The 22641-nt window shown below is 48.9% G+C and carries 28 protein-coding genes, 1 rRNA gene and 1 riboswitch; of the genes, 27 read left to right on the forward strand and 2 right to left on the reverse strand.

Annotated elements, in window-relative coordinates:
* Positions 1–138: 138 nt before the first annotated feature.
* Positions 139–255, forward strand: a 5S ribosomal RNA gene (gene rrf / locus H581_RS0107905).
* Between the two features lie 135 nt (positions 256–390).
* Here the strand turns inward: rrf and H581_RS0107910 are convergent.
* Entirely contained in the window at positions 391–921 is a 531-nt protein-coding gene (locus H581_RS0107910; protein ID WP_028609544.1) for a hypothetical protein, read from the reverse strand.
* 235 nt (positions 922–1156) lie between these two features.
* On the opposite strand from H581_RS0107910, the gene H581_RS36980 reads away from it, so the two are divergent.
* The 10 genes from H581_RS36980 to rsmI all read left to right on the forward strand — a co-directional run bounded on the left by H581_RS36980 (position 1157) and on the right by rsmI (position 8570).
* Positions 1157–1369 carry a sigma factor G inhibitor Gin gene (locus H581_RS36980; RefSeq protein WP_084134501.1) on the forward strand — a complete coding sequence of 71 codons (213 nt, stop codon included), beginning with the start codon at positions 1157–1159 and terminating at the stop codon, positions 1367–1369.
* Between the two features lie 105 nt (positions 1370–1474).
* The gene (locus tag H581_RS0107920) at positions 1475–2983 is read left to right on the forward strand and encodes an aminotransferase class I/II-fold pyridoxal phosphate-dependent enzyme (protein ID WP_028609545.1); all 1509 of its coding nucleotides are present in this window, start codon (positions 1475–1477) and stop codon (positions 2981–2983) included.
* 98 nt (positions 2984–3081) lie between these two features.
* Positions 3082–3738, forward strand: coding sequence for a dTMP kinase (tmk, locus tag H581_RS0107925; protein WP_028609546.1), 657 nt, complete (start codon positions 3082–3084; stop codon positions 3736–3738).
* Positions 3739–3812: 74 nt separating this feature from the next.
* Positions 3813–4142 (forward strand): cyclic-di-AMP receptor, encoded by a 330-nt coding sequence (locus H581_RS0107930; protein WP_028609547.1) that lies wholly within the window; start codon positions 3813–3815, stop codon positions 4140–4142.
* Positions 4143–4158: 16 nt separating this feature from the next.
* Entirely contained in the window at positions 4159–4602 is a 444-nt protein-coding gene (locus H581_RS0107935) for a YaaR family protein (RefSeq protein WP_028609548.1), read from the forward strand.
* Between the two features lie 34 nt (positions 4603–4636).
* Positions 4637–5614 (forward strand): DNA polymerase III subunit delta', encoded by a 978-nt coding sequence (holB, locus tag H581_RS0107940; protein WP_028609549.1) that lies wholly within the window; start codon positions 4637–4639, stop codon positions 5612–5614.
* Positions 5615–5617: 3 nt separating this feature from the next.
* Complete coding sequence (locus tag H581_RS0107945) at positions 5618–6421, forward strand: PSP1 domain-containing protein (RefSeq protein WP_028609550.1); 804 nt, start codon at positions 5618–5620, stop codon at positions 6419–6421.
* A 62-nt stretch (positions 6422–6483) separates the two neighbouring features.
* Positions 6484–6891, forward strand: a complete 408-nt coding sequence (locus tag H581_RS0107950) for an initiation-control protein YabA (protein ID WP_028609551.1) — start codon at positions 6484–6486, stop codon at positions 6889–6891.
* 129 nt (positions 6892–7020) lie between these two features.
* The gene (locus tag H581_RS0107955; RefSeq protein ID WP_084134505.1) at positions 7021–7689 is read left to right on the forward strand and encodes a tRNA1(Val) (adenine(37)-N6)-methyltransferase; all 669 of its coding nucleotides are present in this window, start codon (positions 7021–7023) and stop codon (positions 7687–7689) included.
* Positions 7686–8570 carry a 16S rRNA (cytidine(1402)-2'-O)-methyltransferase gene (gene rsmI, locus H581_RS0107960; protein WP_028609553.1) on the forward strand — a complete coding sequence of 295 codons (885 nt, stop codon included), beginning with the start codon at positions 7686–7688 and terminating at the stop codon, positions 8568–8570. Before H581_RS0107955 ends, rsmI begins: the two co-directional genes overlap by 4 nt.
* A 126-nt stretch (positions 8571–8696) precedes the next feature.
* On the opposite strand, the gene H581_RS0107965 is transcribed toward rsmI, so the two are convergent.
* The gene (locus tag H581_RS0107965) at positions 8697–8951 is read right to left on the reverse strand and encodes an AbrB/MazE/SpoVT family DNA-binding domain-containing protein (RefSeq protein ID WP_028609554.1); all 255 of its coding nucleotides are present in this window, start codon (positions 8949–8951) and stop codon (positions 8697–8699) included.
* Between the two features lie 272 nt (positions 8952–9223).
* On the opposite strand from H581_RS0107965, the gene H581_RS0107970 reads away from it, so the two are divergent.
* From H581_RS0107970 to fin, 16 genes are all read left to right on the forward strand, one after another.
* The gene (locus tag H581_RS0107970) at positions 9224–10522 is read left to right on the forward strand and encodes an HD domain-containing protein (RefSeq protein WP_028609555.1); all 1299 of its coding nucleotides are present in this window, start codon (positions 9224–9226) and stop codon (positions 10520–10522) included.
* A 17-nt stretch (positions 10523–10539) separates the two neighbouring features.
* Positions 10540–11313, forward strand: a complete 774-nt coding sequence (locus H581_RS0107975; protein WP_028609556.1) for a TatD family hydrolase — start codon at positions 10540–10542, stop codon at positions 11311–11313.
* Positions 11314–11496: 183 nt separating this feature from the next.
* A riboswitch (cyclic di-AMP (ydaO/yuaA leader) is annotated at positions 11497–11680 on the forward strand.
* A 250-nt stretch (positions 11681–11930) separates the two neighbouring features.
* Complete coding sequence (locus H581_RS0107980) at positions 11931–13079, forward strand: resuscitation-promoting factor (RefSeq protein ID WP_028609557.1); 1149 nt, start codon at positions 11931–11933, stop codon at positions 13077–13079.
* A gap of 114 nt (positions 13080–13193) precedes the next feature.
* Positions 13194–13745, forward strand: a complete 552-nt coding sequence (gene rnmV, locus H581_RS0107985) for a ribonuclease M5 (protein ID WP_028609558.1) — start codon at positions 13194–13196, stop codon at positions 13743–13745.
* 4 nt (positions 13746–13749) lie between these two features.
* The gene (rsmA, locus tag H581_RS0107990; protein ID WP_028609559.1) at positions 13750–14622 is read left to right on the forward strand and encodes a 16S rRNA (adenine(1518)-N(6)/adenine(1519)-N(6))-dimethyltransferase RsmA; all 873 of its coding nucleotides are present in this window, start codon (positions 13750–13752) and stop codon (positions 14620–14622) included.
* Positions 14623–14692: 70 nt separating this feature from the next.
* Positions 14693–15586, forward strand: coding sequence for a sporulation peptidase YabG (gene yabG, locus H581_RS0107995; protein ID WP_028609560.1), 894 nt, complete (start codon positions 14693–14695; stop codon positions 15584–15586).
* Positions 15587–15741: 155 nt separating this feature from the next.
* Positions 15742–16017, forward strand: coding sequence for a biofilm formation stimulator Veg (veg, locus tag H581_RS0108000; RefSeq protein ID WP_028609561.1), 276 nt, complete (start codon positions 15742–15744; stop codon positions 16015–16017).
* Between the two features lie 157 nt (positions 16018–16174).
* Complete coding sequence (locus H581_RS0108005; RefSeq protein ID WP_028609562.1) at positions 16175–16360, forward strand: small, acid-soluble spore protein, alpha/beta type; 186 nt, start codon at positions 16175–16177, stop codon at positions 16358–16360.
* 138 nt (positions 16361–16498) lie between these two features.
* Positions 16499–17353, forward strand: a complete 855-nt coding sequence (gene ispE / locus H581_RS0108010; protein ID WP_028609563.1) for a 4-(cytidine 5'-diphospho)-2-C-methyl-D-erythritol kinase — start codon at positions 16499–16501, stop codon at positions 17351–17353.
* Between the two features lie 82 nt (positions 17354–17435).
* Positions 17436–18263, forward strand: a complete 828-nt coding sequence (purR, locus tag H581_RS0108015) for a pur operon repressor (RefSeq protein ID WP_028609564.1) — start codon at positions 17436–17438, stop codon at positions 18261–18263.
* 47 nt (positions 18264–18310) lie between these two features.
* A complete protein-coding gene (locus H581_RS0108020; protein ID WP_028609565.1) occupies positions 18311–18709 on the forward strand; it encodes a RidA family protein in 399 nt (132 codons plus the stop codon).
* A gap of 130 nt (positions 18710–18839) precedes the next feature.
* Complete coding sequence (gene spoVG, locus H581_RS0108025; RefSeq protein ID WP_028609566.1) at positions 18840–19121, forward strand: septation regulator SpoVG; 282 nt, start codon at positions 18840–18842, stop codon at positions 19119–19121.
* A gap of 134 nt (positions 19122–19255) precedes the next feature.
* Complete coding sequence (glmU, locus tag H581_RS0108030) at positions 19256–20650, forward strand: bifunctional UDP-N-acetylglucosamine diphosphorylase/glucosamine-1-phosphate N-acetyltransferase GlmU (protein WP_028609567.1); 1395 nt, start codon at positions 19256–19258, stop codon at positions 20648–20650.
* Between the two features lie 262 nt (positions 20651–20912).
* Positions 20913–21563 carry a 50S ribosomal protein L25/general stress protein Ctc gene (locus H581_RS0108035; protein WP_028609568.1) on the forward strand — a complete coding sequence of 217 codons (651 nt, stop codon included), beginning with the start codon at positions 20913–20915 and terminating at the stop codon, positions 21561–21563.
* 143 nt (positions 21564–21706) lie between these two features.
* Positions 21707–22267 carry an aminoacyl-tRNA hydrolase gene (pth, locus tag H581_RS0108040; protein WP_028609569.1) on the forward strand — a complete coding sequence of 187 codons (561 nt, stop codon included), beginning with the start codon at positions 21707–21709 and terminating at the stop codon, positions 22265–22267.
* 63 nt (positions 22268–22330) lie between these two features.
* Positions 22331–22561 carry an anti-sigma-F factor Fin gene (fin, locus tag H581_RS0108045; RefSeq protein ID WP_028609570.1) on the forward strand — a complete coding sequence of 77 codons (231 nt, stop codon included), beginning with the start codon at positions 22331–22333 and terminating at the stop codon, positions 22559–22561.
* The last annotated feature ends 80 nt before the right edge of the window (positions 22562–22641 follow it).

Consider the following 22641-nt stretch of genomic DNA (forward strand, 5'->3'; position numbering starts at 1 on the left):
CATACATCCGGCAGACAAACAGCTAAAGTTCAGCAGCAATTTCTTTCGTATCCGGTTTTCAGGGCGCAAGCGCCTTGAAGGATAAAGGCTTGAATCTTTTCTGAAGTTATTCAGAAAGCGATTCAGCGAATATCCCCGTTTGGTGGCGATGGCGGAGGGGAACCACGCGTTCCCATACCGAACACGACCGTTAAGCCCTCCAGCGCCAATGGTACTTAGACCGCAGGGTCTTGGGAGAGTAGGACGTCGCCAAGCACGAATAACCTATCGCATAATTGCGGTAGGTTTTTTGTTGTGTTTAGGGATAAGCTAAGCCGCAAGGTCCCATACCTCAAGGGTTAGAGGATTAAGCTCTTAGACGCTCCTTAAGAGCGATCTAAGAGCTTCTGATTATCTTCTGTAATAGGACGCTTCCCTGGCTTGCAGTCGCAGCACGCCGTCATTCCGCTCTTTACGGAACGCGAATGATAAAAGAAGCCTTGGGATCAGGAGCCATAAATGCCAGCCCGCGATACTGATCATCAACGATTCCTGGATCCATGGATAAAGCAGGGCAATCGCACAAAGGCCGATCCAGAATAAATGGCGGTGAACCCTGCGAAACAGCAGAAGTTTGATATCGTTGGCTGGCTTGAAGCCAATCCAGGGGGGAATAATTCGCCATACCCATTTTCGATCGGCAGCTTCATCAACGCGAATGAATGTAAGCAATAAGATTACAAGATGAATGACTTGAACGACTGCGAAGCCAAATAACCAGGAAAACAACCCGTCCATCTCGTACATAAGCATTTGAAAGGCAAGCAATATAGCTGCGATTAGTAAGTGACTATGAATAAGCTCTGTGCGAATCACTTTCCGTTTTACAAGCTGATATTGATAAACAGTTGCATTTTTTTGATCGGATAAAGGCTGGCGCATCCGTGTACGTCCTTCCTGACGGTAATGATGGAACTCTATACCATTATATCGGTATTTGCTCGGCATCTCTCCATAGAGGCCTTGAAACAATTTGTTGCAGCATTCAGTAACCATTAGCCCGCATGCTGCATACGATATATAAATATTTGAAATGGGCTATGAAACAAGTATAAAACGATAGATTATGTGCCATAATAGTAGCAATATAGGAAAGCGTAAGAAAGCGGGGATTGCTATGGAAGAGAATCATGAGCTCCAAAATCATGAACATTATAATCATTGTATCATTTGCGATCAGCTTAAGGCGGAAGGGCAAGGAATTCGAATTGTTTCCGGATTTATATGCGAGACGTGTGAGGAAGAAATGGTTCGGACCGATGTGAGGGATGACAAATATCCTTTTTTCATCCACCAAATGAAGCAAATATTTTTAGAAAAAAATGCATGAGCGGTTTCTGGCGACAGAAGCTGCTCTTTTTTTGACCTTCATATAGGTTACAATAAAGAATATAATTCTCAAGCGGGCGATAACATCGAAAGGAATGTCTTATTCATGAAGCCATTTTTCTCTCCTCTTCTACGTGCACTAACCGCACATGCCAAAAACGATCCGGTCAGCTTTCATGTTCCCGGACATCATTATGGACAGGCATTGCAGCAAGAACTGCTGCTGGACGATCCGACTAACCATCCGGCTGAATGGTTTTCGTCGATTATGCGGTTGGATGTGACCGAGCTGTCCACGACTGATGATCTGCATCATCCGGAAGCCTCCATCATGGAAGCGCAGCAGCTAGCCGCACGAACGTTTGGCGCGGAAGAGACTTTTTTTCTGGTTGGAGGCAGCACTTCAGGCAATCTTTCATTATTCCTGGCTATTTGTAACCCTGGAGACATCGTCATCGTGCAGCGTAACGTCCATAAGTCGGTTATAAACGGGTTAAAGCTTGCAGGGGCATCCGCTGTCTTCTTAAGTCCGCAGATTGATCTGCATACCGGCCTGGCCTTGATTCCGACGGAAGGACAGATAGAAGAGGCGCTAATACGATACCCGGAAGCCAAGGCGGTTTTCCTATCGAACCCGAATTATTACGGAATGGGTATGAGTATAAGGCCCTACGCAGAGCTCGTTCATCGGTATTATAAACCTCTCATTGTAGATGAGGCGCATGGCGCTCACTACGGCTTCCACCCGCATCTGCCCCAATCCGCGCTTGCGGCAGGCGCAGATGCGGTTGTGCAATCCGCACACAAAACCTTGCCCGCATTAACGATGGGGGCGATGCTTCACGTTCAGGGGGATAGAGTACAACGAGACCGGCTTCGCCAGGCCCTGGCCATACTCCAGAGCTCAAGCCCTTCCTTTCCGATTCTGGCGTCCCTGGATATTTCCCGAGCAATGATTGATGCGCTTGGAAGCCAATTATTTGAACAAAGCTTGACCGCTGCAGCATCCTTTCGTAAATGGTTAGATCGGCATTCATCCGTTATTAAAGAGATGGCTAATAAGGAAAACCAGGATACAACTCCATTTGCCGATCCTCTTCGGATTGTGCTTTACGATAGCAGTGACCGGCTCTCCGGCTTTGAACTGCAGCGTTGGCTCGAGAAGTATGGTTGTTTTGCGGAAATGGCTGATCCTCGCTATACGGTGCTCATATTTGGTATTAATATCTCACAAAAGGACATTCTCAAGCTTCAGCAAGCAATAATAAAGATAACTTGTTTAATAGAGAAAAAAGCGGAAGCCTGCGCGTCTTCATCGGCTAAAGCAAGAACATTCTCAGATAGTTATACAAAGCAAAGGATCTCCGAACCCGTTTCGTTCGCAAGGGAACGGTTTACGCATACCCGTATTCGCATAGAGCTCGATCAAGCCGAACAAAGAATAGCTGCCGAGATGGTGGTACCTTATCCGCCGGGCATTGCGATTTTGTATCCGGGAGAGGTTATCACGTCAAGCGTCATTGAGCAAATAAAAGAGCTGTCGACACTAGGCGCAAAATTTCAAGGAGCAGCTGATCCTTCAATGGCTAAGATCGAGGTTTATGAAACCAATTGATCGCCGATCATGCGACAATTGTTGATTGTACAAGATAAGCCGCTTTGTTAAGATAGAGAAAAGATTTGATTAACTTATACGTTAGGGGAAGTACAAGATTGAAAAAAGGTGTTTTCATTACCATAGAAGGCGGCGAGGGAGCCGGCAAATCGACACTGATTGAACAGCTTTCGAATACAATGATTCAAAAGGGCAGATTGGTTATGACGACTAGAGAGCCCGGGGGAATACCGATCGCTGAACAAATTCGCTCCGTTATTTTAGATCGCGGCAATATAACGATGGATGCCCGCACGGAAGCGCTGTTATATGCGGCTGCCCGAAGACAGCATTTGGTCGAGAAGGTCGTTCCTGCACTGGAGAAAGGCACGCATGTCATATGCGACCGCTTCGTCGACAGCAGCCTGGCATATCAAGGGTATGCCCGGGGGCTTGGCATGGATGAGGTATGGGCCATTAACAGCTTCGCGATTCAGAACCTGATGCCCGATCTGACGATTTATATGGACGCAAGTCCGGAAATCGGTCTTTCGCGTATCAAACAATCGGCAGAGAGGGAAGTTAACCGGCTGGACCTGGAGAAGCGCTCCTTCCATGAGCGAGTGCGTGAAGGCTATATGCAGCTATTAAAAAAGCATCCGGATCGAATCGTGCTGATTAATGCCGAACAAAGTCCTGAAAAGGTTTTTTGTGATGTTTTAACGGTGATTGAACAACGTTTTGCAGGATTTTTTGCAACCGATGTCAAATCTTAATAGATGGACCCATCACTAAAGTAATATGAAAGCATTCAATAACCAATTCTAATAGTAGTCAAGGAGGAACGAGGATGAAATTAGTAATCGCGGTTATTCAAGATAAGGACAGCAACCGTCTGTCGAACGCATTGGTGCGTGAAGGCTTTAGGGCGACTAAGCTGGCTAGTACGGGCGGGTTTCTACGCGCGGGCAACACCACGTTTATGATTGGAATCGAGGACGAGAGAGTGCACGAGGTGCTCCAAGTTATAAATTCAAATTGTAAAGTACGCGATCAACTGGTAACTCCGGTGTCGCCAATGGGCGGTTCGACGGATTCTTACATCCCATTCCCTGTCGAGGTGCAGGTTGGGGGCGCAGCCGTATTCGTCGTTCCAGTCGAGCGCTTTGAACATTTCTGATTGGGCGTGACTAAAGATGAAGATTGATCAGGGCTTCCGACCGCTGGGGCAAAGTCGCTCAGGCAATGACGCGGGGTCGAAGCAGGTACAGCATAGAAGCTTCGCCGAGGTCATGGTACAGCAGGACGCAAACCGGACGCAGGAGCAGCTTCAGCAGAAGCTGCAGGACATTCATAGACAAGGCGACCGGCTGGCGAGAACGATGACGGTTCGCGAGCTGAAGCTGTACCGCCAGATGATCAAACATTTCTTGGAGGAAACGATTAGACGAGGCGTCGTTCTGAAGGAAGTGAAAGGCTTCGATCGCAGAGGACGGATGAAACGTTATAAGCTGCTTGACGAAATTGACGAGACGCTCGTATCGATGGCCGATGATCTGCTCGACAGTGAGCAGGGAAGAATAGAACTGCTGAACAAAATTGGCGAAATACGAGGACTGCTTATCAATTTATTGTTCTAAATAAAGGGAGAGCAGGGAAAGGTTAGGAGTCGTTATGAGCCTTGAACAAATTGCCGGGCAATGGAAGGCGCAGCGTATATTAAAGCATGCCCTGCAAAGCGGCAAAATCTCTCATGCTTATTTATTTAACGGGCCATCGGGCACTGGCAGAATGGCGATGGCTCGGGCGTTTGCCAAAGCGCTGTTCTGTACGGCAAACGGTGATGATGCTTGCGGGGTATGCCTGGAGTGCCGGAAGTTCGAGCATGGCAACCAGACCGATTTAACGACGATTGCGCCGGAAGGACAATCCATCAAAATAGATCAAATCCGCGAACTGCAGCGTGATTTCTCTTATCGCAACAGCGGTACGAAGCGTAAAATCTATATGATCGAGCAGGCAGATAAGATGACGCTTCAAGCTGCGAACAGCTTGCTTAAATTTTTGGAGGAGCCGGTATCGCCGGTCGTTGCCATTCTGTTAACCGATAATGGACAAGCAGTTCTGCCAACGATACGATCCCGTACGCAGTGGGTCCCTTTTCTGCCAATGCCGCCGGAAAACATGCTCCAAAAGCTTGTAGCAGAGGGAGCGCCTCCCACATTGGCTCGAACGGTTGTTCAATTAACGTCGGGACTTACCGGTGCTAGAGAATTTCTCCAGCAGAATCAGTTTGCAGAAATCAGAAACCTAGTGATACAATTAGGCAAGGAGAGTTTGACCCGATTCACCGCGGCGATGATCACTGCCCAGCAACAGCTGTTTAAGACAGACTTAGTCGAACATATTCAATTGCTGTTGTCGTTGTTAGTTATTTGGTTTAAAGATTTGATACAGTTCCAAGCCGGCAGGCAGGACAACATCGTTTTTATAGATCAGTTGGAATGGATAAGCAAGCACGCCTTTAATCGATCGATTCCGCAGTGGGTGTGCTGCATGGAGCATACGCTCGAAGCGGGTAAGCGTATGCGTGCGAATGTGACGCCTCAGCTTGCTTTTGAGCAACTATTGGTAAACCTACAGGAGGGCTAATCCTTGTATAATGTCATCGGTGTCCGCTTCAAGAAAGCGGGCAAGATCTATTACTTTGATCCGGTCGAGCATCCCGTGGACAAGGAGCAACATGTTATTGTTGAAACCGCGCGCGGTATCGAATACGGTAAAGTGGTGGTGGGACAGAAGCAAGTCGGTGAATCGGATGTCGTCCTTCCTCTCAAGAAAGTAATTCGAATTGCAAGCAATGCCGATGCGAAGATCGTCGAAGAAAATCGTTCGGCAGCGAAGAATGCATTTGGAACTTGTCTTGAAAAGATTAAAAGTCATCAGCTCCGCATGAAGCTGGTAGACGTCGAGTTTACGTTTGACCGCAACAAAATTATTTTTTACTTTACGGCCGAAGGCAGAGTCGATTTCCGCGAGCTGGTGAAGGATTTAGCCAGCGTGTTCCGTACCCGAATTGAGCTTCGTCAGATCGGTGTTCGGGATGAGGCGAAGATGCTTGGCGGAATTGGCCCTTGCGGACGAGTGCTTTGCTGCTCTTCGTGGCTTGGTGATTTTGAACCTGTCTCAATCAAGATGGCAAAGGATCAGAATCTATCGCTTAATCCGACGAAGATATCCGGGTTATGCGGACGTCTTATGTGCTGCTTGAAGTTTGAGCATGACAATTACGAGAGCGTTCGAGAAGAGCTGCCGGCTATCGGCAAGATCGTTATCACCTCTTACGGTGAAGGCAAAGTGACAGGCATTAACACATCCACCAAGAGCGTGTATGTGCAATTATTTGATATACCAGGTAAACCGAAAGAACTGCCGATGGATGACGTGGTCATCAAGTAAGGCAGAGTGCGATTCTCACGGGTGAGGTAACACACTCACGCTTGAAGCTCTGGGGTGGGAACTTGGAGAAGAAAGATATTTTCGTACAAATGGACGAGTTGGATATTCGCGTAGGTGCCATTCATACCGAATTAGGCGCTTTGAAGCAGAAGGTGAAAGAGCTGCTTGAAGACAATAAGCGTCTAAGCGAGGAAAACGATCAGCTGCGTCAGCTGTTTAAGAGAGAAGCCGAGCTTGATCGTAAGGTCGTAAGCGCAAGCGCTCCGGCGAAGAGAAAGATAGCCGAAGCGGGTCATGAGTCGCCGGCCGTCTCCACCGACGCTTTGACTGAATCGGGTGTCGCGATTGGGGAAGGCCATGATAATTTAACCCGCTTGTATCATGAAGGATTCCACATATGCAACGTGTATTACGGGCATTTGCGGACGGAAGGTGACTGCTTATTCTGTTTATCCTTTCTAAATAAATAATGGAATCCGTAACGACAAGCCGTCCTTGCTTTATAGGACGGTATTTTTTTTAAAGAATAGAGCAAAGGAGAGGCGCAGATCTTGTCGGAAACGATACAATTAGCCGAGAATGAGCGGCTTGACGATTTAATGACGGAATCAGGCTTGAAAATTATACAAAGCCGGGAAGTGTTCAGCTTCTCGCTTGATGCGGTGCTGCTTTCCCGGTTCGCAAGTATACCAAAGTATGGAAGGATCGCCGACTTGTGTGCGGGGAACGGCGTAATTCCTCTTCTGCTCTCCGATAAAACGCAAGCACGAATCGATGCTGTCGAAATTCAGCCGCGACTCGCGGATATGGCGCGAAGAAGCGTAACGCTAAATGGCTTATCCGGGCAAATAACGATCATTGAGCAGGATTTGCGAATATATCCAAAGCTTGCCGGCAATGGCGTGTACGACGCCGTTACGGTGAATCCTCCGTATATGCCGGTTACTGCAGGGGATCAGAATGAGAATGAGCATTATGCGATTGCGCGGCACGAAATTCATTGTACGCTGGAGGACGTGGCGGAGGCATGCGCCAGACTCGTCCGTCCGGGCGGAAAAGTAGCGATGGTGCACCGTCCGTCGCGCCTGCTGGATATCGTAGAAACGATGCGCAAATGGCGTCTCGAGCCCAAACGCATGCAATTTGTTCATCCGCATGCTAATGCGGAAGCGAATATGATATTAATAGAAGCCATGCGGGATGGAAAACCTGATATTAAGCTTCTTCCGCCGATCATGGTGTATGAGAATGGGGTGCAGATCGTTTGAATATACAAAAAAGCTTCTCGGACTCCGCGGAGCAGAGCACAGGCCGTTTATATTTAGTGGCAACGCCGATCGGCAATCTGGAGGATATGACATACCGTGCTATCCGAATGTTAAGGGAGGTACAGCTTATTGCCGCAGAGGACACAAGGCAGACGCGCAAGCTTCTTTCCCACTTTGAGATTAGTACCCGTATGGTTAGCTATCACGAACATAATAAACGGGCGAGCGGACCTGAGCTTATCCGTCTGCTGCTGGAGGGGCAATCGATTGCGCTTGTCAGCGATGCCGGATTGCCTGCCATCTCGGACCCCGGAGCTGACCTGGTGAAGGAAGCAGTAGAAAATCATATTCCGGTCATTCCGGTTCCTGGCGCCAATGCGGCATTATCCGCCCTTATTATGTCCGGCCTGCCGACGGACCATTTTCTGTTCGCCGGCTTCCCGCCGCGTGAACGGAAGTCGATTACAAAGTGGCTGGGTGATTTGAAAGGCAGGCAAGAGACGCTGATCTTCTATGAATCTCCGCATCGAGTTGAAAAAACGTTAAGTGCCCTAATGGAATGCTTAGGTGACCGGTCGATTGCATGCGTGAGAGAGCTGACCAAGCGTCATGAAGAAGCTGTTCGCGGACATGTATCGGAATGCATAGCTTGGTTTAACGAGCATCCGCCACTGGGCGAATTTTGCATCGTTGTGGAAGGAATCAGCGAAGAAGCCGCTGAGGGACAAGCTTCAGACGAAGCGTGGTGGACGGAGCTCGATCTTGCCGCTCATGTGGCGCATTACGAGAAGCAGCAGTTTGACCGCAAGGAGGCCATCAAGAAAACGGCATTAGACCGCGGACTGCCGAAGCGGGATGTATATAATGAAGTAAACCGATAGAGAGCGAATATTTATAAGTTTAGGAAAAAAAGACCTTCCTGGCCGGGTTCTAGCGCAGGAAGGTATCAAGGAGTATAAAAAAGGTTAGAATTAACAAGTTGATAAGTACAGTATAACCTATTTTTCTTATTTTGTCACAGGTGTTGGCATTTCCGATAAACAAATATGGCAAACTATTTTTCCTTTGAAGTAGGACACATTCTCGGCATTGCCGCAGAAGATACAAGCAGGCTCATATTTCTTAAGCATGATGCGCTCGCCGTCTACATAAATCTCAAGCGCGTCTTTCTCGCCAATACCGAGTGTGCGTCGTAATTCAATCGGAATAACAACGCGTCCCAGTTCATCAACCTTACGAACAATACCAGTGGATTTCATCATAATCTATCATTGCCCCTCTCAAAATGTTGTTCGTCATCGTTCGACATAGTTTTTACTTTACTGATTACTATAATACCAACCATTACCATAATAGTCAACTGGTAATATTGTTCGCGAAAGCCATTGGTACAGGCAATTTGACTGGCTGTATGGGTCCTACTACTTTGTAATAGAATACAGCAGCTTCGACAATTTGGAAACCATTATACGACATTATTCGACATAATAAACGAAGTTTGTGTCGAATACTTGAACAAAAGGAGTTGATGATCATGAAGGAAAAGCTAACCGAAGAAAAAGTATTTAAAGACCCTGTACATCATTATATTTACGTGCAGGATCAGACGATATGGGACTTAATTAATACGAAAGAGTTTCAGCGGTTAAGAAGAATCAGACAGCTCGGCACCTCCTATTTAACTTTTCACGGAGCGGAGCACAGCCGGTTCTCGCATTCACTCGGCGTGTATGAAATAACGCGTAAAATCATTTCACAATTCGAACGTAACGGCTACCCGGATTGGCCAAAGGATGAACGATTGGTATCGCTGTGCGCCGCGCTCCTGCACGATGTCGGCCATGGGCCGTTCTCGCACTCCCTGGAGGAAGTATTCGCCACGAATCATGAGGAGTGGACGTGCAAAATATTGCTTGAAAATACGGAAATTAACCGCGTTCTGCGCGAGGTATCGGACGATTTTCCTGATAAGGTCGCAGCGGTCATTCGTAAGACCTATCCGAAGCCGATTGTCGTCAGCCTCATTTCCAGCCAAATGGATGCCGATCGTATGGATTATTTGCTGCGCGATGCTTATTTTACAGGCGTTAATTACGGCACCTTTGATTTAGAGCGAATTTTACGTGTACTTCGGCCGTATAAGGGGAAAATTGTTGTTAAAGAAAGCGGCATGCACGCAGTCGAACATTATTTAATGTCGCGATATCAAATGTATTGGCAGATTTACTTCCACCCGGTAACGAGAAGTTCTGAAATCATCTTAAGGCAAATATTTCGTAGAGCGCATCAGCTTTATGTGGGTGGCTACGCATTTAGGTGGATACCTGATTCTCTCAGAGGCCTGCTTGGCGATAGGATGAATGTGCACGATTACCTCAAATTGGATGAAGCGCTCGTGCAGACGGTATTCACGCAATGGGCTGAGGAACGGGATCCGTTGTTAAACGATTTATGCGACCGCTTTATGAATCGGCGATTATACAAGTACATAACGATTGATAATCCGGACGAAACGTTATTAAATGAAATAAGCGATTCATTCTCTTCGATCGGATTGAATCCCGACTATCATATGGAAATTGATTTCCCGTTCGATTTGCCATACGACGTATACCGCCTGGATAAAAAAGAAGGCGAAAAGCAAGAAAAAGCGCCGATTTTGTTGTTACACGGCGACGATGAAATATGTGAAATATCTGCGAAATCCGACATTGTCCGCTCGATTACCGGTTTGCATCAAGGACGATACCATCTGTATTATCCGGCTGAGCCGCTTCAAGATTCGGCTGATTTGCTACCGGCACATATCAAGCGTTTGTTTAATTTAGATTAAAGGAGCTTGACATTAACATGACATTACTATTTGACACACATTCCCACCTGGACTCTCATAAGTATGACGCGGACCGTGAAGAAGTAATTAAACGCGCAAGGGATGCCGGCGTACATATGCTTGTCAATATCGGCTTTAATCGGGAGACCATCCCGTCAACGATGGCGCTGGCAGAGCAATATGATTTTATATACGCGGCAGTCGGCTGGCATCCGGTAGACAGCATCGATATGCTTCCGGAGGATTTAGAATGGATCGAACGGCTCTGCGCTCATAAGAAGGTCGTCGCCATAGGTGAAATCGGACTCGATTACCATTGGGACACCTCCCCGAAGGATGTTCAGCAGCGCGTCTTCCGTGAGCAAATTAGGCTTGCCCGCCGGCTTAAGAAACCAATCGTTATTCATAACCGCGATGCGCATGAGGATGTGATCCGCATATTGCGGGAAGAGAACGCCAGCGAGGTTGGAGGGGTTATGCACTGCTTCTCCGGAAGCTGGGAGACGGCGAGGCAATGTCTCGATATGAACTTCTATATTTCGTTCGGAGGACCGGTTACGTTCCAAAATGCAAAAGTTCCCAAAGAGGTGCTGAAGCAGGTTCCGCTTGACCGGATTTTGATCGAAACCGATGCTCCATATCTTGCTCCGCATCCATTTCGAGGGAGGCGAAATGAGTCCGCTTATGTGGTAAAAGTAGCAGAGACAGCGGCCGAGCTATTGGGTAAATCGGTCGAAGAAATCGGCGCAATTACGACCGAAAACGGTAAAAAATGTTTCGGTATTGTATAAAATCACGTGAAATCATGAGAATGAGAGACCTTTCTCGCGTAAAAACTAATTTTTATAGCGACAATCACCGAATTTTTCCGAGTTTATCCACCTTTTTCGCTAAAATCGCTTTTTATCGTATCTTTACAATTGACCACGGATGAGGTTATGATTCATTTCAGAGCATAACATTTTGTATTGGATTTCCAGTTAACGCTTAATCTCCTTTTGGAGAGCGGGGGAACCGAATGCGGGGCTAACAGGTCCGCATATTGAATTCTTCAGGGGTGAATTTCGGAGCCTTTGCCATGAGCATTGCGCATCGATTAGGGAGACTCTCTTTCCCGAACCCGACAGCTAACCTCGTAAGCGTCTATAGAGAGTGATCAACCTCGTGCAGCCATTATTTCTGTATCCCTGAGCATTTTGCTACCCGGGAAGCCACGAAACAGATCCTCTGTCGGCGGCTTCTTTTTATTTTCGAATAAACGGAACTGGGCCGACATAGGGTGGAAAAATGGAGGTGGGAGGCTGGATAAAGCTTCTGGATTGCGTGCTTGCACGCCAATATACTATAGTCGCGTCAGTTGTATCATGCGTAACACTTGGCGGCGGGGCTATGAAGGAGGACCGAAGAAGTGGGACTACTCCAGGTTAAGGACACCCATGGGAAACGATCATCCAGCATGTCTTTCGCATTGCGATGGAAGCGTGAAAACTTGCGTTTGATTCTTTTGAGTGCTGCTATCTCAATCGCTATGACTTTCATGTTTTTGGTGTTGTTGTACGGAACGGCTGTCAAAAGCGTCTCCGTAGTGGTGAATGGACAAGAAACCGTTGTTGAAACAAAACAATGGGTCCTGCAACGCCTACTGGATGAACAAGCTATCACAATTGGACCTCATGATAAAGTATCAGTCCCGCTGAATGCGGCGATTAAGGATGGGGACCGGGTTGAGGTCACTCACGCGGTACCGGTTAATGTGAAAGCGGATGGCAAGACATCAACGGTATACACGACAGAAAAAACAGTGCAGGCGGCGATCGAGGAATTAAATATTCCGGTTCGTGAACATGATAAAGTAATACCTCCGCTTCATACGCAAGTGAATGCGGAGTTAAACGTAACTGTTGTACGTGTTGACACAAGAGTGTCGGAGACGGAGCGCAAGATGCCGTTCTCTATCGTGAAGAAAGTTGATCCGACGCTGGAAGCGGGCAAAGAAAAGCTTGTTCAGACCGGCAAAGAAGGCCGTATTGTCGAACAAATCGAGAAACAGTACGAGGATGGCGTCCTGATATCGAAGAAGATGGTCAGCAAGGTTGTGGAGACAGCCGCGGTTGATCAGGTCGTCGCCATTGGCACGAAGAAGAAAGAGCCTAAAGTAACGGTGCTATCCAATAGCAGTCCGAGCATCGCGACCTTGACGAAGGCCGGGGTAACGTTTAAGGCGAAGCGAGTACTGAAGAACGTCACTCTAACCGCTTATACGGCAGGCGTGGAATCTACGGGCAAGGATGAGGATCATCCGCAATACGGCATCACCGCTTCGGGAACCCGCGTGCAAGAGGGGCGCACGATCGCGGTTGACCCTAAAGTCATTCCAATCGGCTGGTGGGTCTATATTGAAGGGATCGGTTTCCGCCGTGCCGAAGATAAAGGCAGCGCGATTAAGGGCAATAAGATCGACGTGTATTTCGATAGCGCTAAATATGCGGATAAGTTCGGCCGGAAGAAAGGCATTACCGTTTATGTGTTAGGTCCTAATAAGCCGAGCGCAAGCTGACGGAGCGGGCATCATTCATTTATTTTAATTAAATATGCCATCATAAGGAGAGGCACTGCCTCTTCTTTTTGCATGTTTGTGAACGAATAGCGCATCAGGAAGGGAATGTTCTTAGTGATCAAGGAGATCATTGTCGTTGAAGGCAAGGATGATACCGTTGCGATAAAAAGAGCGGTTGATGCGGATACGATTGAAACGAACGGATCGGCCATCGGGGATGAGGTGCTCCGGCGCATTGCTCTCGCGAACGAACGCCGTGGCATTATTATATTTACGGATCCCGACCATGCGGGGGAGAGGATTCGCAAAATCGTCGCGCGACATGCCCCCGGCTGCAAGCATGCTTTTTTGCCGCAGGAGAAGGCGATGTATAAAGGGGATATTGGGATTGAGAACGCGAGTCCCGAGGCGATCCGTCAGGCGCTCTCCGAGCTGCGTACGGAAACGGCGGATGAAGCGTCAGGAGAAATCAGCTGGGAGGATCTGATGGAAGCGGGGCTGATCGTCCATCCGGATGCGGCGAACAGACGCCTCTGTATCGGTAAGCTGCTTGGCATCGGTTATGCGAACGGGAAGCAGTTCTATAAGCGCTGTACAAGCTTCCGGATTTCGAAACAAGAATTTACGGCGGCACTCCGTCAAATGGAAGAGGAACTGGGGGCATAGAAGCATGGAGATTGGAACGCCTAAACGGACCAAGGAGATTATTGCGAAATACGGATTTTCATTCAAGAAAAGTCTGGGCCAAAATTTTCTGATCGATCAAAATATTTTAAATAAGATCGTTGATGCAGCCGGGCTGGATAAAACAAAAGGAGCGCTCGAGATCGGACCGGGCATCGGCGCATTGACGCAGAGGCTTGCGGAAGAGGCGGGAAAAGTAACGGCCGTCGAGATCGATAACCGGCTTATTCCGATCCTGCGCGATATTCTTAAAGATGAGCAGCATGCAGCGGTTATTCATGGAGATATACTGAAGTTGGACCTGAAGCAGCTGTTTGCGGAGCAGTTTGCCGACGTAACCGGCGTGAGCGTCGTCGCGAATCTGCCTTACTACGTGACCACCCCGATCTTGATGAAGCTGCTGGAGGAGAAGCTCCCTCTTGAGCACATCGTTGTCATGATCCAGAAGGAAGTAGCGGAACGGATGGCTGCGAAGCCGGGCGGCAAGGAGTATGGCAGCCTGAGCGTAGCCGTACAATATTATTGCGTGCCGCAGCTTGTATGTATGGTGCCGCATACCGTATTTATTCCGCAGCCGAACGTGGATTCTGCCGTCATCAAGCTATCCCTGAGAGACAAACCGGCGGTAGATGTGCCTGACGAAGACCATTATTTCCGCGTTGTCCAAGCCAGCTTCGCTCAACGCCGCAAGACGCTCGCGAATAACTTGACCGCCTTCGTCGGCAAGGAGCGCCGAGAGGCGTTAACGGAGCTGCTGCACCGCTGCGAGGTTGATCCCGTAAGACGAGGCGAGACGCTGTCGCTTGAGGAGTTTGCGCGAATTAGCCGGAGCCTGCTGGAAGCGGGCTGGGACACATAAGCCGATTGGGTATAAAATACTCACCATTCGCCCTTTCCACCCATAGGATAGATGAAGAGGTGATTAACCCATGAAGCAGGGGGACCTGGTTGTCCGCAATTCATATGGCGGTGACGTGCTGTTCCGAGTTGAAGCTGTTCGCTCACAGTATGCCTTACTTAAAGGCACGGACTACCGATTACTTGCGGATGCTCCAATTCCCGATCTGTCGGTCGTAAGCGATCCAGAATCGACGAGAGCGGTACAGCAAGTGAGAATTAAAGTGAACAATTCCTTAAAACGTATGCATAGCGAGCGAGAACGACAAACGGTAGGAACGGAAGACCATATCCGGCTTGCGACACAGCAGAGCCAGCCATTCTTTGAAGTGCCCGGAAAGGTGCTTCATCTAGATGGCGATGGAAACTATTTAAAGAAAAGCATACAGCTGTACAATACCATGCAAGTTCCTTCCCATGGGCTTCATGTGCACGAATCGCAAATGGCCGACATGCTGTATCGATTGCTGCCGCAAATCAAACCGGATATTGTAGTCATTACCGGACATGACGGCGTACTGAAGAACCGGACCCCGACGGATCTGTACAGCCTGAGCAGCTACAAGAATTCGCAGCATTTTGTTAATGCGGTACGCGTCGCCCGCCAATATGAGAAAAACCGAGACAACTTGATAGTGATCGCAGGCGCATGTCAATCCCATTTTGAAGCGCTGCTTCAGGCGGGGTCTAATTTCGCCAGTTCTCCGGGCCGAATATTAATTCACGCGCTCGATCCTGTTTATATTGCGATAAAAGCAAGCTTTACATCGATAAAGGATACGATTAACTTATCCGATGTCATACATGGAACGATAAGCGGTATTGACGGAGTCGGTGGAATCGAGACGATGGGACGCTTTCGAGTAGGGCTGCCTAAGCCCAAAATTACATCATCATTATCGTCAACCTCTACAGCAACTTCTTAATATGTATTTTTTTTGAATTTCTATGTGTTGTTTTTTAAAAAATGGGTGAAATCACCGTTGACAAGTAAATAAACCTGCTGATATAATATTTTGCTTTGTTTGACAAACCCCTCATTTTTAGTTATAATGGACAAGGAAAGAGGTGGTAGTGGACAATGGCAAAAAATTCGCTATTGGATATAAAACGCAGTTTGGAAGCTCACGTTGGCTCCAAAATCCGTCTTCGAGCTAATGGTGGCCGACGAAAGACCATCGAACGAACCGGTACGTTAGAAGAAATCTACCCTTCTGTTTTCATTGTTAAACTGGATGAGGAGCAGCACGCATTTAAGCGGGTTTCTTACAGTTATGCGGATATACTGACAGAATCGGTGGAAGTGACCGTATGCAATGATGAAGGTCAAGTCCGTATCGCCCATTTGCAGCAATAGATGATTGACCGCCCTATAAGGCAAAAGCTAGCGCAGACACGTTCTGCGCTTTTTTTTTGTTTATTCTGGCCGCCGGACCTCCGCGTATTGACCCATCCGTAATGAAGCATACTAACCGTGCAAGAGGAGCATCCAAATGGATATGGAGGTTATGTCAATGAGTCGCAGAAGACGAAGCGTGATGTCGGAGCAGTTGAAATATGAGCTCGCCAAGGATCTTGGATTTTATGATACGGTACAGCAGGAGGGCTGGGGCGGTATTCGCGCCAAGGATGCCGGAAATATGGTCAAAAGGGCGATTCAGCTCGCCGAGCAAGCTGCCGCCAAATCAAACCAGCCCTAATGCCCATTTAAAGGCTTTCACTTTCAAAAGCTAAGCTGCTGGCAGCCGGAACCCGGCCGATTGCCGGCGCTTAGCTTTTATTGCTTTCGTTTGTTATAATGAGGCTTAAGCTTACGAACGAACGGGTGAACTTATCGGATGAAAATTTATGAAAAAGCTCCTGCTAAAATCAATTTGCTGCTCGACGTCCTCCGCAAGCGTGAAGACGGCTATCACGAAGTTGAAATGATCATGACGATGGTAGACCTTGCGGACCGGCTCGAGATGGAAGAGCTGCCAAGGGATACGATCATTATTTCCAGCCAAGTGGGCTACATTCCGCTCGACGAGAAGAACTTGGCCTTTCAAGCGGCCAGGCTTATTAAAGAGCGCTACGATGTAAAGCAGGGCGTATACATACATTTGGACAAAAAAATCCCGGTTGCTGCCGGACTGGCCGGCGGAAGCAGTGACGCCGCCGCCGCCCTGCGCGGGCTTAACAGGTTGTGGAAGCTGCAGATCCCGGAGGAAGAGCTGTGCAAGCTTGGAGCGGAGCTGGGCTCGGATGTGCCCTTCTGCGTAACAGGCGGAACAGCCATCGCCAGGGGCCGCGGAGAGAAGCTCGAGCATATCGCCAATCCGCCGCAGTGCTGGGTTGTGCTCGCGAAGCCGCCGATCAATGTATCGACGGCCGATGTGTACGGCCGGTTCCGCGCAAACGAGCTGAAGGAGCATCCTTCGCTCTCCCATATGGTAGAGGCAATCGAGCGGGGCTCTTTTGCCGATATTTGCGACGGCCTTGGCAATGTTTTGGAGAAGGTGACGTTAGACCTGTATCCGGAGGTCATGCAGCTGAAGGAAAGCATGATTCGACTCGGCGCGGACGGGGTGCTGATGTCCGGAAGCGGGCCGACTGTCTTCGGACTCGTATCGAAGGAAGCAAAGCTCCCCCGGATCTATAATGGACTGCGCGGCTTCTGCAAAGAAGTGTATGTGGTAAGAATGCTAACATAGTGCTAACGTACTTCTTGATTAAATCCGTATAAAAATGTTATATTGACATTATATTATTCGGATTTAGTGGGGAGAGAAGCGGATGAAAAAATTAAAACGGAGCTCGCGGTTAGTAGAAATGACGCAATACCTGCTAAGTCGACCCCACACGTTAATTTCACTGACAGCATTTGCCGACCGATATCAATCCGCAAAATCTTCAATCAGCGAGGATTTGGCGATTATTAAAGAAGTGTTCGAGGAAGAGGGCATCGGCGAGCTTCATACGCTTGCCGGAGCGGCAGGCGGCGTGAAGTACACGCCTAGAATGAAGGAGGCTTCAGCGCTTACCATTATGACGGGCATATGCCGGCAGCTGGAGCAGCCTGACAGGGTTCTTCCCGGCGGTTATTTATATATAACGGATATGCTGGGGCAGCCGGAACTGCTGGCGGATGTCGGAAGAATGTTCGCCTCCGCTTTTGCGGACAGGAAGATTGACGTGATCATGACGGTTGAGACGAAAGGGATTCCGCTCGCTTACGCAACCGCCGCTTGCTTGAACATCCCTGTCGTGATCGTGCGGCGCGACAATAAGGTGACGGAGGGCTCTGCGGTCAGCATCAATTACGTCTCCGGATCAACCAAACGGATTCAGACGATGTCCCTCGCGCGCAGGGCGCTTAAGGAACAGTCCCGCGTTCTCATTATCGACGACTTCATGAAAGCAGGCGGCACGATTCAAGGGATGATGGATCTGTTGTTTGAATTTAAAGCCACCGTGGCCGGCGTCGGGGTATTCGTGGAATCCGGCGAAGTAGAGCTCGAGGAGCGGCTGCTGGAGGACTACGTGTCGCTCGCCAAGCTGACGGCCGTAGATATGAAGACGAAGCAAACGACGGTCGTGCCAGGCAATTATTTTAAAGGCTAACGCGCGTACGAACTCATATTGATCTTGATAGAGGGGTTGTGATCAAATTGACAACGAAGCAGCAACCGCAGGTAATCGCAACGGATAAAGCGCCTGCAGCGATTGGACCTTATTCGCAGGCGATTAAGCTGGGGGGCTTGTTATTTACTTCGGGACAAATTCCGCTTGATGCGTCGGGGCAGCTTGTGGCAGGCGGCATCGAGGAGCAAACTCATCAAGTATTTCGTAATTTGGAGGCTGTGCTGGCGGAAGCGGGCGCGAGTTTCTCGGATGTGGTTAAGGCAACCGTATTTATGAAGGACATGAACCAGTTTGGAGTAGTGAACGACATTTATTCTTCCTACTTCGGAGAGCATAAACCGGCGCGTTCGACCGTTGAGGTAGCTAGGCTGCCTAAGGATGTTTTTGTCGAAATTGAAGTCATCGCATCGACTGGTGTCGAATGAAAACGAAAAAAATTTAAACCCGAAAAAATATTTTAAAATGTGCATGATTTTACCAAAAAAGCAGAAGGAATTCGCCCTAAAACGTGGAAGTATACACCAAGTCTCTGATTGACAAAGGTGGTGAACACAAGTGCAAATTACTGATGTCAGACTCCGCCGTGTAAATTCGGAAGGGCGTATGAAGGCAATCGCTTCCATTACTATTGACAATGAATTCGTTGTTCACGATATTCGTGTAATCGACGGAAACAATGGTATGTTCGTTGCAATGCCTAGCAAACGTACTCCGGATGGAGAATTTCGGGATATCGCTCATCCGATCTCTTCAACCACCCGGGAGAAAATCCAGGCAGCTGTTCTCGCCGAGTACGAGCGTGCAGCGGAAGAAGTAGCGATTGAAGAAGGAGCTTAACCAGAGCAGAGCATTTCATGTTTTAAGGGAATGATTGGAGAAGAGAGCCGCGGCTCTCTTTTCTTTTTTTGTATATTGAGCTATATTCAAATCATAATTCATTTGCATCATTGCAAGCCTAGGAGGTTATTTATTTGAAGGTTATGGCGATTGTGCTTGCTGCAGGGCAAGGCAAACGTATGAAATCGAAATTATATAAAGTACTACATCCGGTCTGCGGAAAGCCGATGGTGGGCCATGCGCTGGATGTCGTAAGAGAAGTGTCGGCCGAACGCGCGGTTGTTATTGTCGGTCATGGTGCCGAGAAGGTCAAATCGTATTTGGGCGATGGAGCGGAATATGTGCTGCAGGAGCAGCAGCTCGGCACGGGTCATGCGGTAAGGCAAGCGGAAGCTTTGCTCGGCGAAGAAGAAGGCACAACGATTGTCATCTGCGGCGATACCCCGCTGGTGCAAGCGTCCACGATTCAATCCATGCTGGAGCTGCATGCTTCAAGCGGCGCAGCCGCAACGGTAATGACGGCTTCGTTCGATAACCCGACAGGCTACGGCCGTGTCATTCGCGGCGAAGACGGATCGGTTCAGCGGATTGTCGAGCAGAAGGATTGCACTCCTGCCGAAGCGGCCGTGAAGGAGATTAATACGGGAACGTACTGCTTTGATAACAAGAAGCTGTTCGCCGCGCTCGCTAAGGTGACGAGTAATAATGCGCAGGGCGAGTATTATTTGACCGATGTGATCGGGATCTTCCGCGAGGCCGGACACTCCGTTCAAGGCCGCTGCACGTCAGACCCGGCGGAAGCCATCGGCGTGAACGACCGTGTGGCTCTGGCGGAAGCCGAACGGCTCATGCGGGAGCGGATTAACCGCAGCCATCTGTTGAATGGCGTCACCCTGATCGATGCGGCGTCAACCTATATCGAAGCGGGAGTACGAATCGGTTCCGACACGGTTATTTATCCGGGTACGATCCTTCGCGGTTCGACCGTTATTGGCGAGGACTGCGTCATTGGACCGCAAGCGGACATTACGGACAGCACAATCGGCAGCGGCGTAGCGGTCAAATATTCGGTGATTGCGGAATCGGTTATCGGCGATACGAGTATGGTCGGTCCTTACGCGAACCTGCGCCCGGGCTCGAAGCTTGGAGTCGGCTGCAAAATCGGCGACTTCGTAGAGCTGAAGAACGCCTCGCTTGATGATGGAAGCAAAGTGTCGCATTTGAGCTATGTTGGCGATGCCAAAGTCGGCAAGGACGTGAATATCGGCTGCGGCGCCATCACCGTAAACTATGACGGGTATAACAAATTCGTAACGGAAATCGGTGACCATGCTTTTATCGGCAGCAACGTCAACTTAATCGCTCCTGTCAAGATCGGCGAAGGCGCTTATGTTGTCGCCGGCTCAACGGTTACGCACGATGTGCCTGCAGGAGATTTGGCTATAGCGCGTGAGCGTCAAGTCAACAAGTCTGGTTATGCGGAGAAGATTCGCGGACGCGCCAAGGCGAAGAAGGAAAAGAAGCAGTAAGATAGATGTAATCATGCAGGATAAAAGGCGTTGTAACGGACTCAAGCATGTAGATGAGTATGTTGCAGCGTCTTTTTAGCTTATAAATGCACCGGGATTCAGGACTAAACCTCAGGTTTGGAAGGAATGGTTTTGGTTTTGATAGAATGACTTGAAGCAGACAGGATGAATATAGATTAGAAAGTTTAAGAACCGGGCCGAATGGGTAAGTTAAAAAGTAACTTGAGTTTTGCTTTGTAAACTTTTCAGGAGGTTCCAACTAATGGCGATAGCAATGCAAGCTGACCAAAGAGTGAGCTCGACGAAAGCAGATCTGCGGCAATTGCGGAATCAGGGTAAAATCCCGGGCATTATTTACGGTAAACAAATTAGTGAACCGGCAATGGTAGCGGTGGATAGTAAAGAATTGCAAGCGCTTCTGCGCTCTCATCCCAATGCGGTCATTGAAATAAATATTCCGGCGCACGGCAAGCAATCCGTTATGATATCCGAGGTACAGCGCGATACAATGAGCCGTGATGTCCTTCATGTCGACTTTCTCCAAATCAACATGAACGAGAAGGTGCGGGCGAACGTACGCATTCAGGCGGAAGGAGATTCGGAGGGCGTAAAAGAAGGCGGCATTCTGCAGGTGATCCTGCATGACATTGAGGTTGAATGCCTGCCGGGTAATATTCCTGACGCGATTACAGCGGACATCTCGCAGCTTGCAATCGGTGAGAGCCTGCTTGTCAGCGATTTGAAGCTGCCGCAAGGCGTTGTGATTCATTCCGAACCGGAACAGGTTATATTCACGATCCTGTCGCCGCAGAAAGAGTTAAGCGAGGAAGAAGCGGAGGATCAAGCGGTAGAGCTTAAGGAAGCGGAGTCCCGTTCCGAGGAAGAGAAGCTTGAAGGTACGAAGAGCCTATAACGCGTGATCAGCTCCGAACGTCAGTTAGAGTCTGAAACAGCGCCGTCCTCATCGGGACGGCGCTGTTTTGCTGCCGGTGAGGCCGGACATTTACGCCCAGGGGAGATTATGATACATTTGTCCGTAAAGGAGTGGAGCGAGCAATGAGGTGGATTGCAGGATTAGGAAACCCCGGAACCGCTTATCAGGGAACGCGGCATAATGTCGGGTTTATGGTTATCGATGAGCTGGCGCGGCGGTGGGGCATCGGCGTAACGCAAAGCAAGTGCAAGGCTTTGATCGGAGAGGGCAACGTGCAAGGCACGAAGGTGTTCCTCCTGAAGCCGATGACATATATGAATTTGTCGGGTGAATCGGTGCGTTCATTCCTCGATTATTATAAAGCGGATATTGAGGACGGCATCATCGTTTATGATGATCTGGATACGGAGATCGGCAAGCTGAGGCTTCGCTATCAAGGCAGCGCGGGCGGCCATAACGGAATGAAATCGCTTATTCAGCATTTGGGAACGCAGACGTTCGATCGCGTCCGGATGGGGATTTCCCGTCCGCAACCGGGCATGAATATAGCCGACTATGTGCTCTCTGCTTTTCCGAAAAGCCAGCAGGAGCAAGTAGCATCCATGATCGCGGATGCTTGCGACGCGATTGAATTCAGGTTGAAGGCTCCATTCGAAGAAACGATGGCAAAGTTCAACCGTTAATCTGTTAGATTACGATATTACGGGCATACTGAAGGTTATAACGACTCTTCAGGAGGCATACATATGGCTGTAAACTACATTTGTCGGCATTGCAAAACGTCAATCGGGACCTTAAGCGGGTCAGATCTAACGGAGCAGCAGCTTGGATTCCATTTCTTGACCCCCGAAGAACGCAGCGATATAATAGCGTATGACCCGAGTGGCGACGTTACGGTGAAGGTGGTTTGCGATTATTGCCGCGAGGCAATGGAGGCGAATCCCGAGCTACACTTGGTAATGAACCCACTTCAATGACGGTAAGTTCATAATTTGAGCCTTAGCGGACGGCTGAGGCTTCTTTTCAATGTACAGGGAGCGATCTTAAAGAGATGCTC

The organism is Paenibacillus harenae DSM 16969 (genome assembly GCF_000422465.1).
GTDB classification, from domain to species: Bacteria; Bacillota; Bacilli; order Paenibacillales; family Paenibacillaceae; genus Pristimantibacillus; species Pristimantibacillus harenae.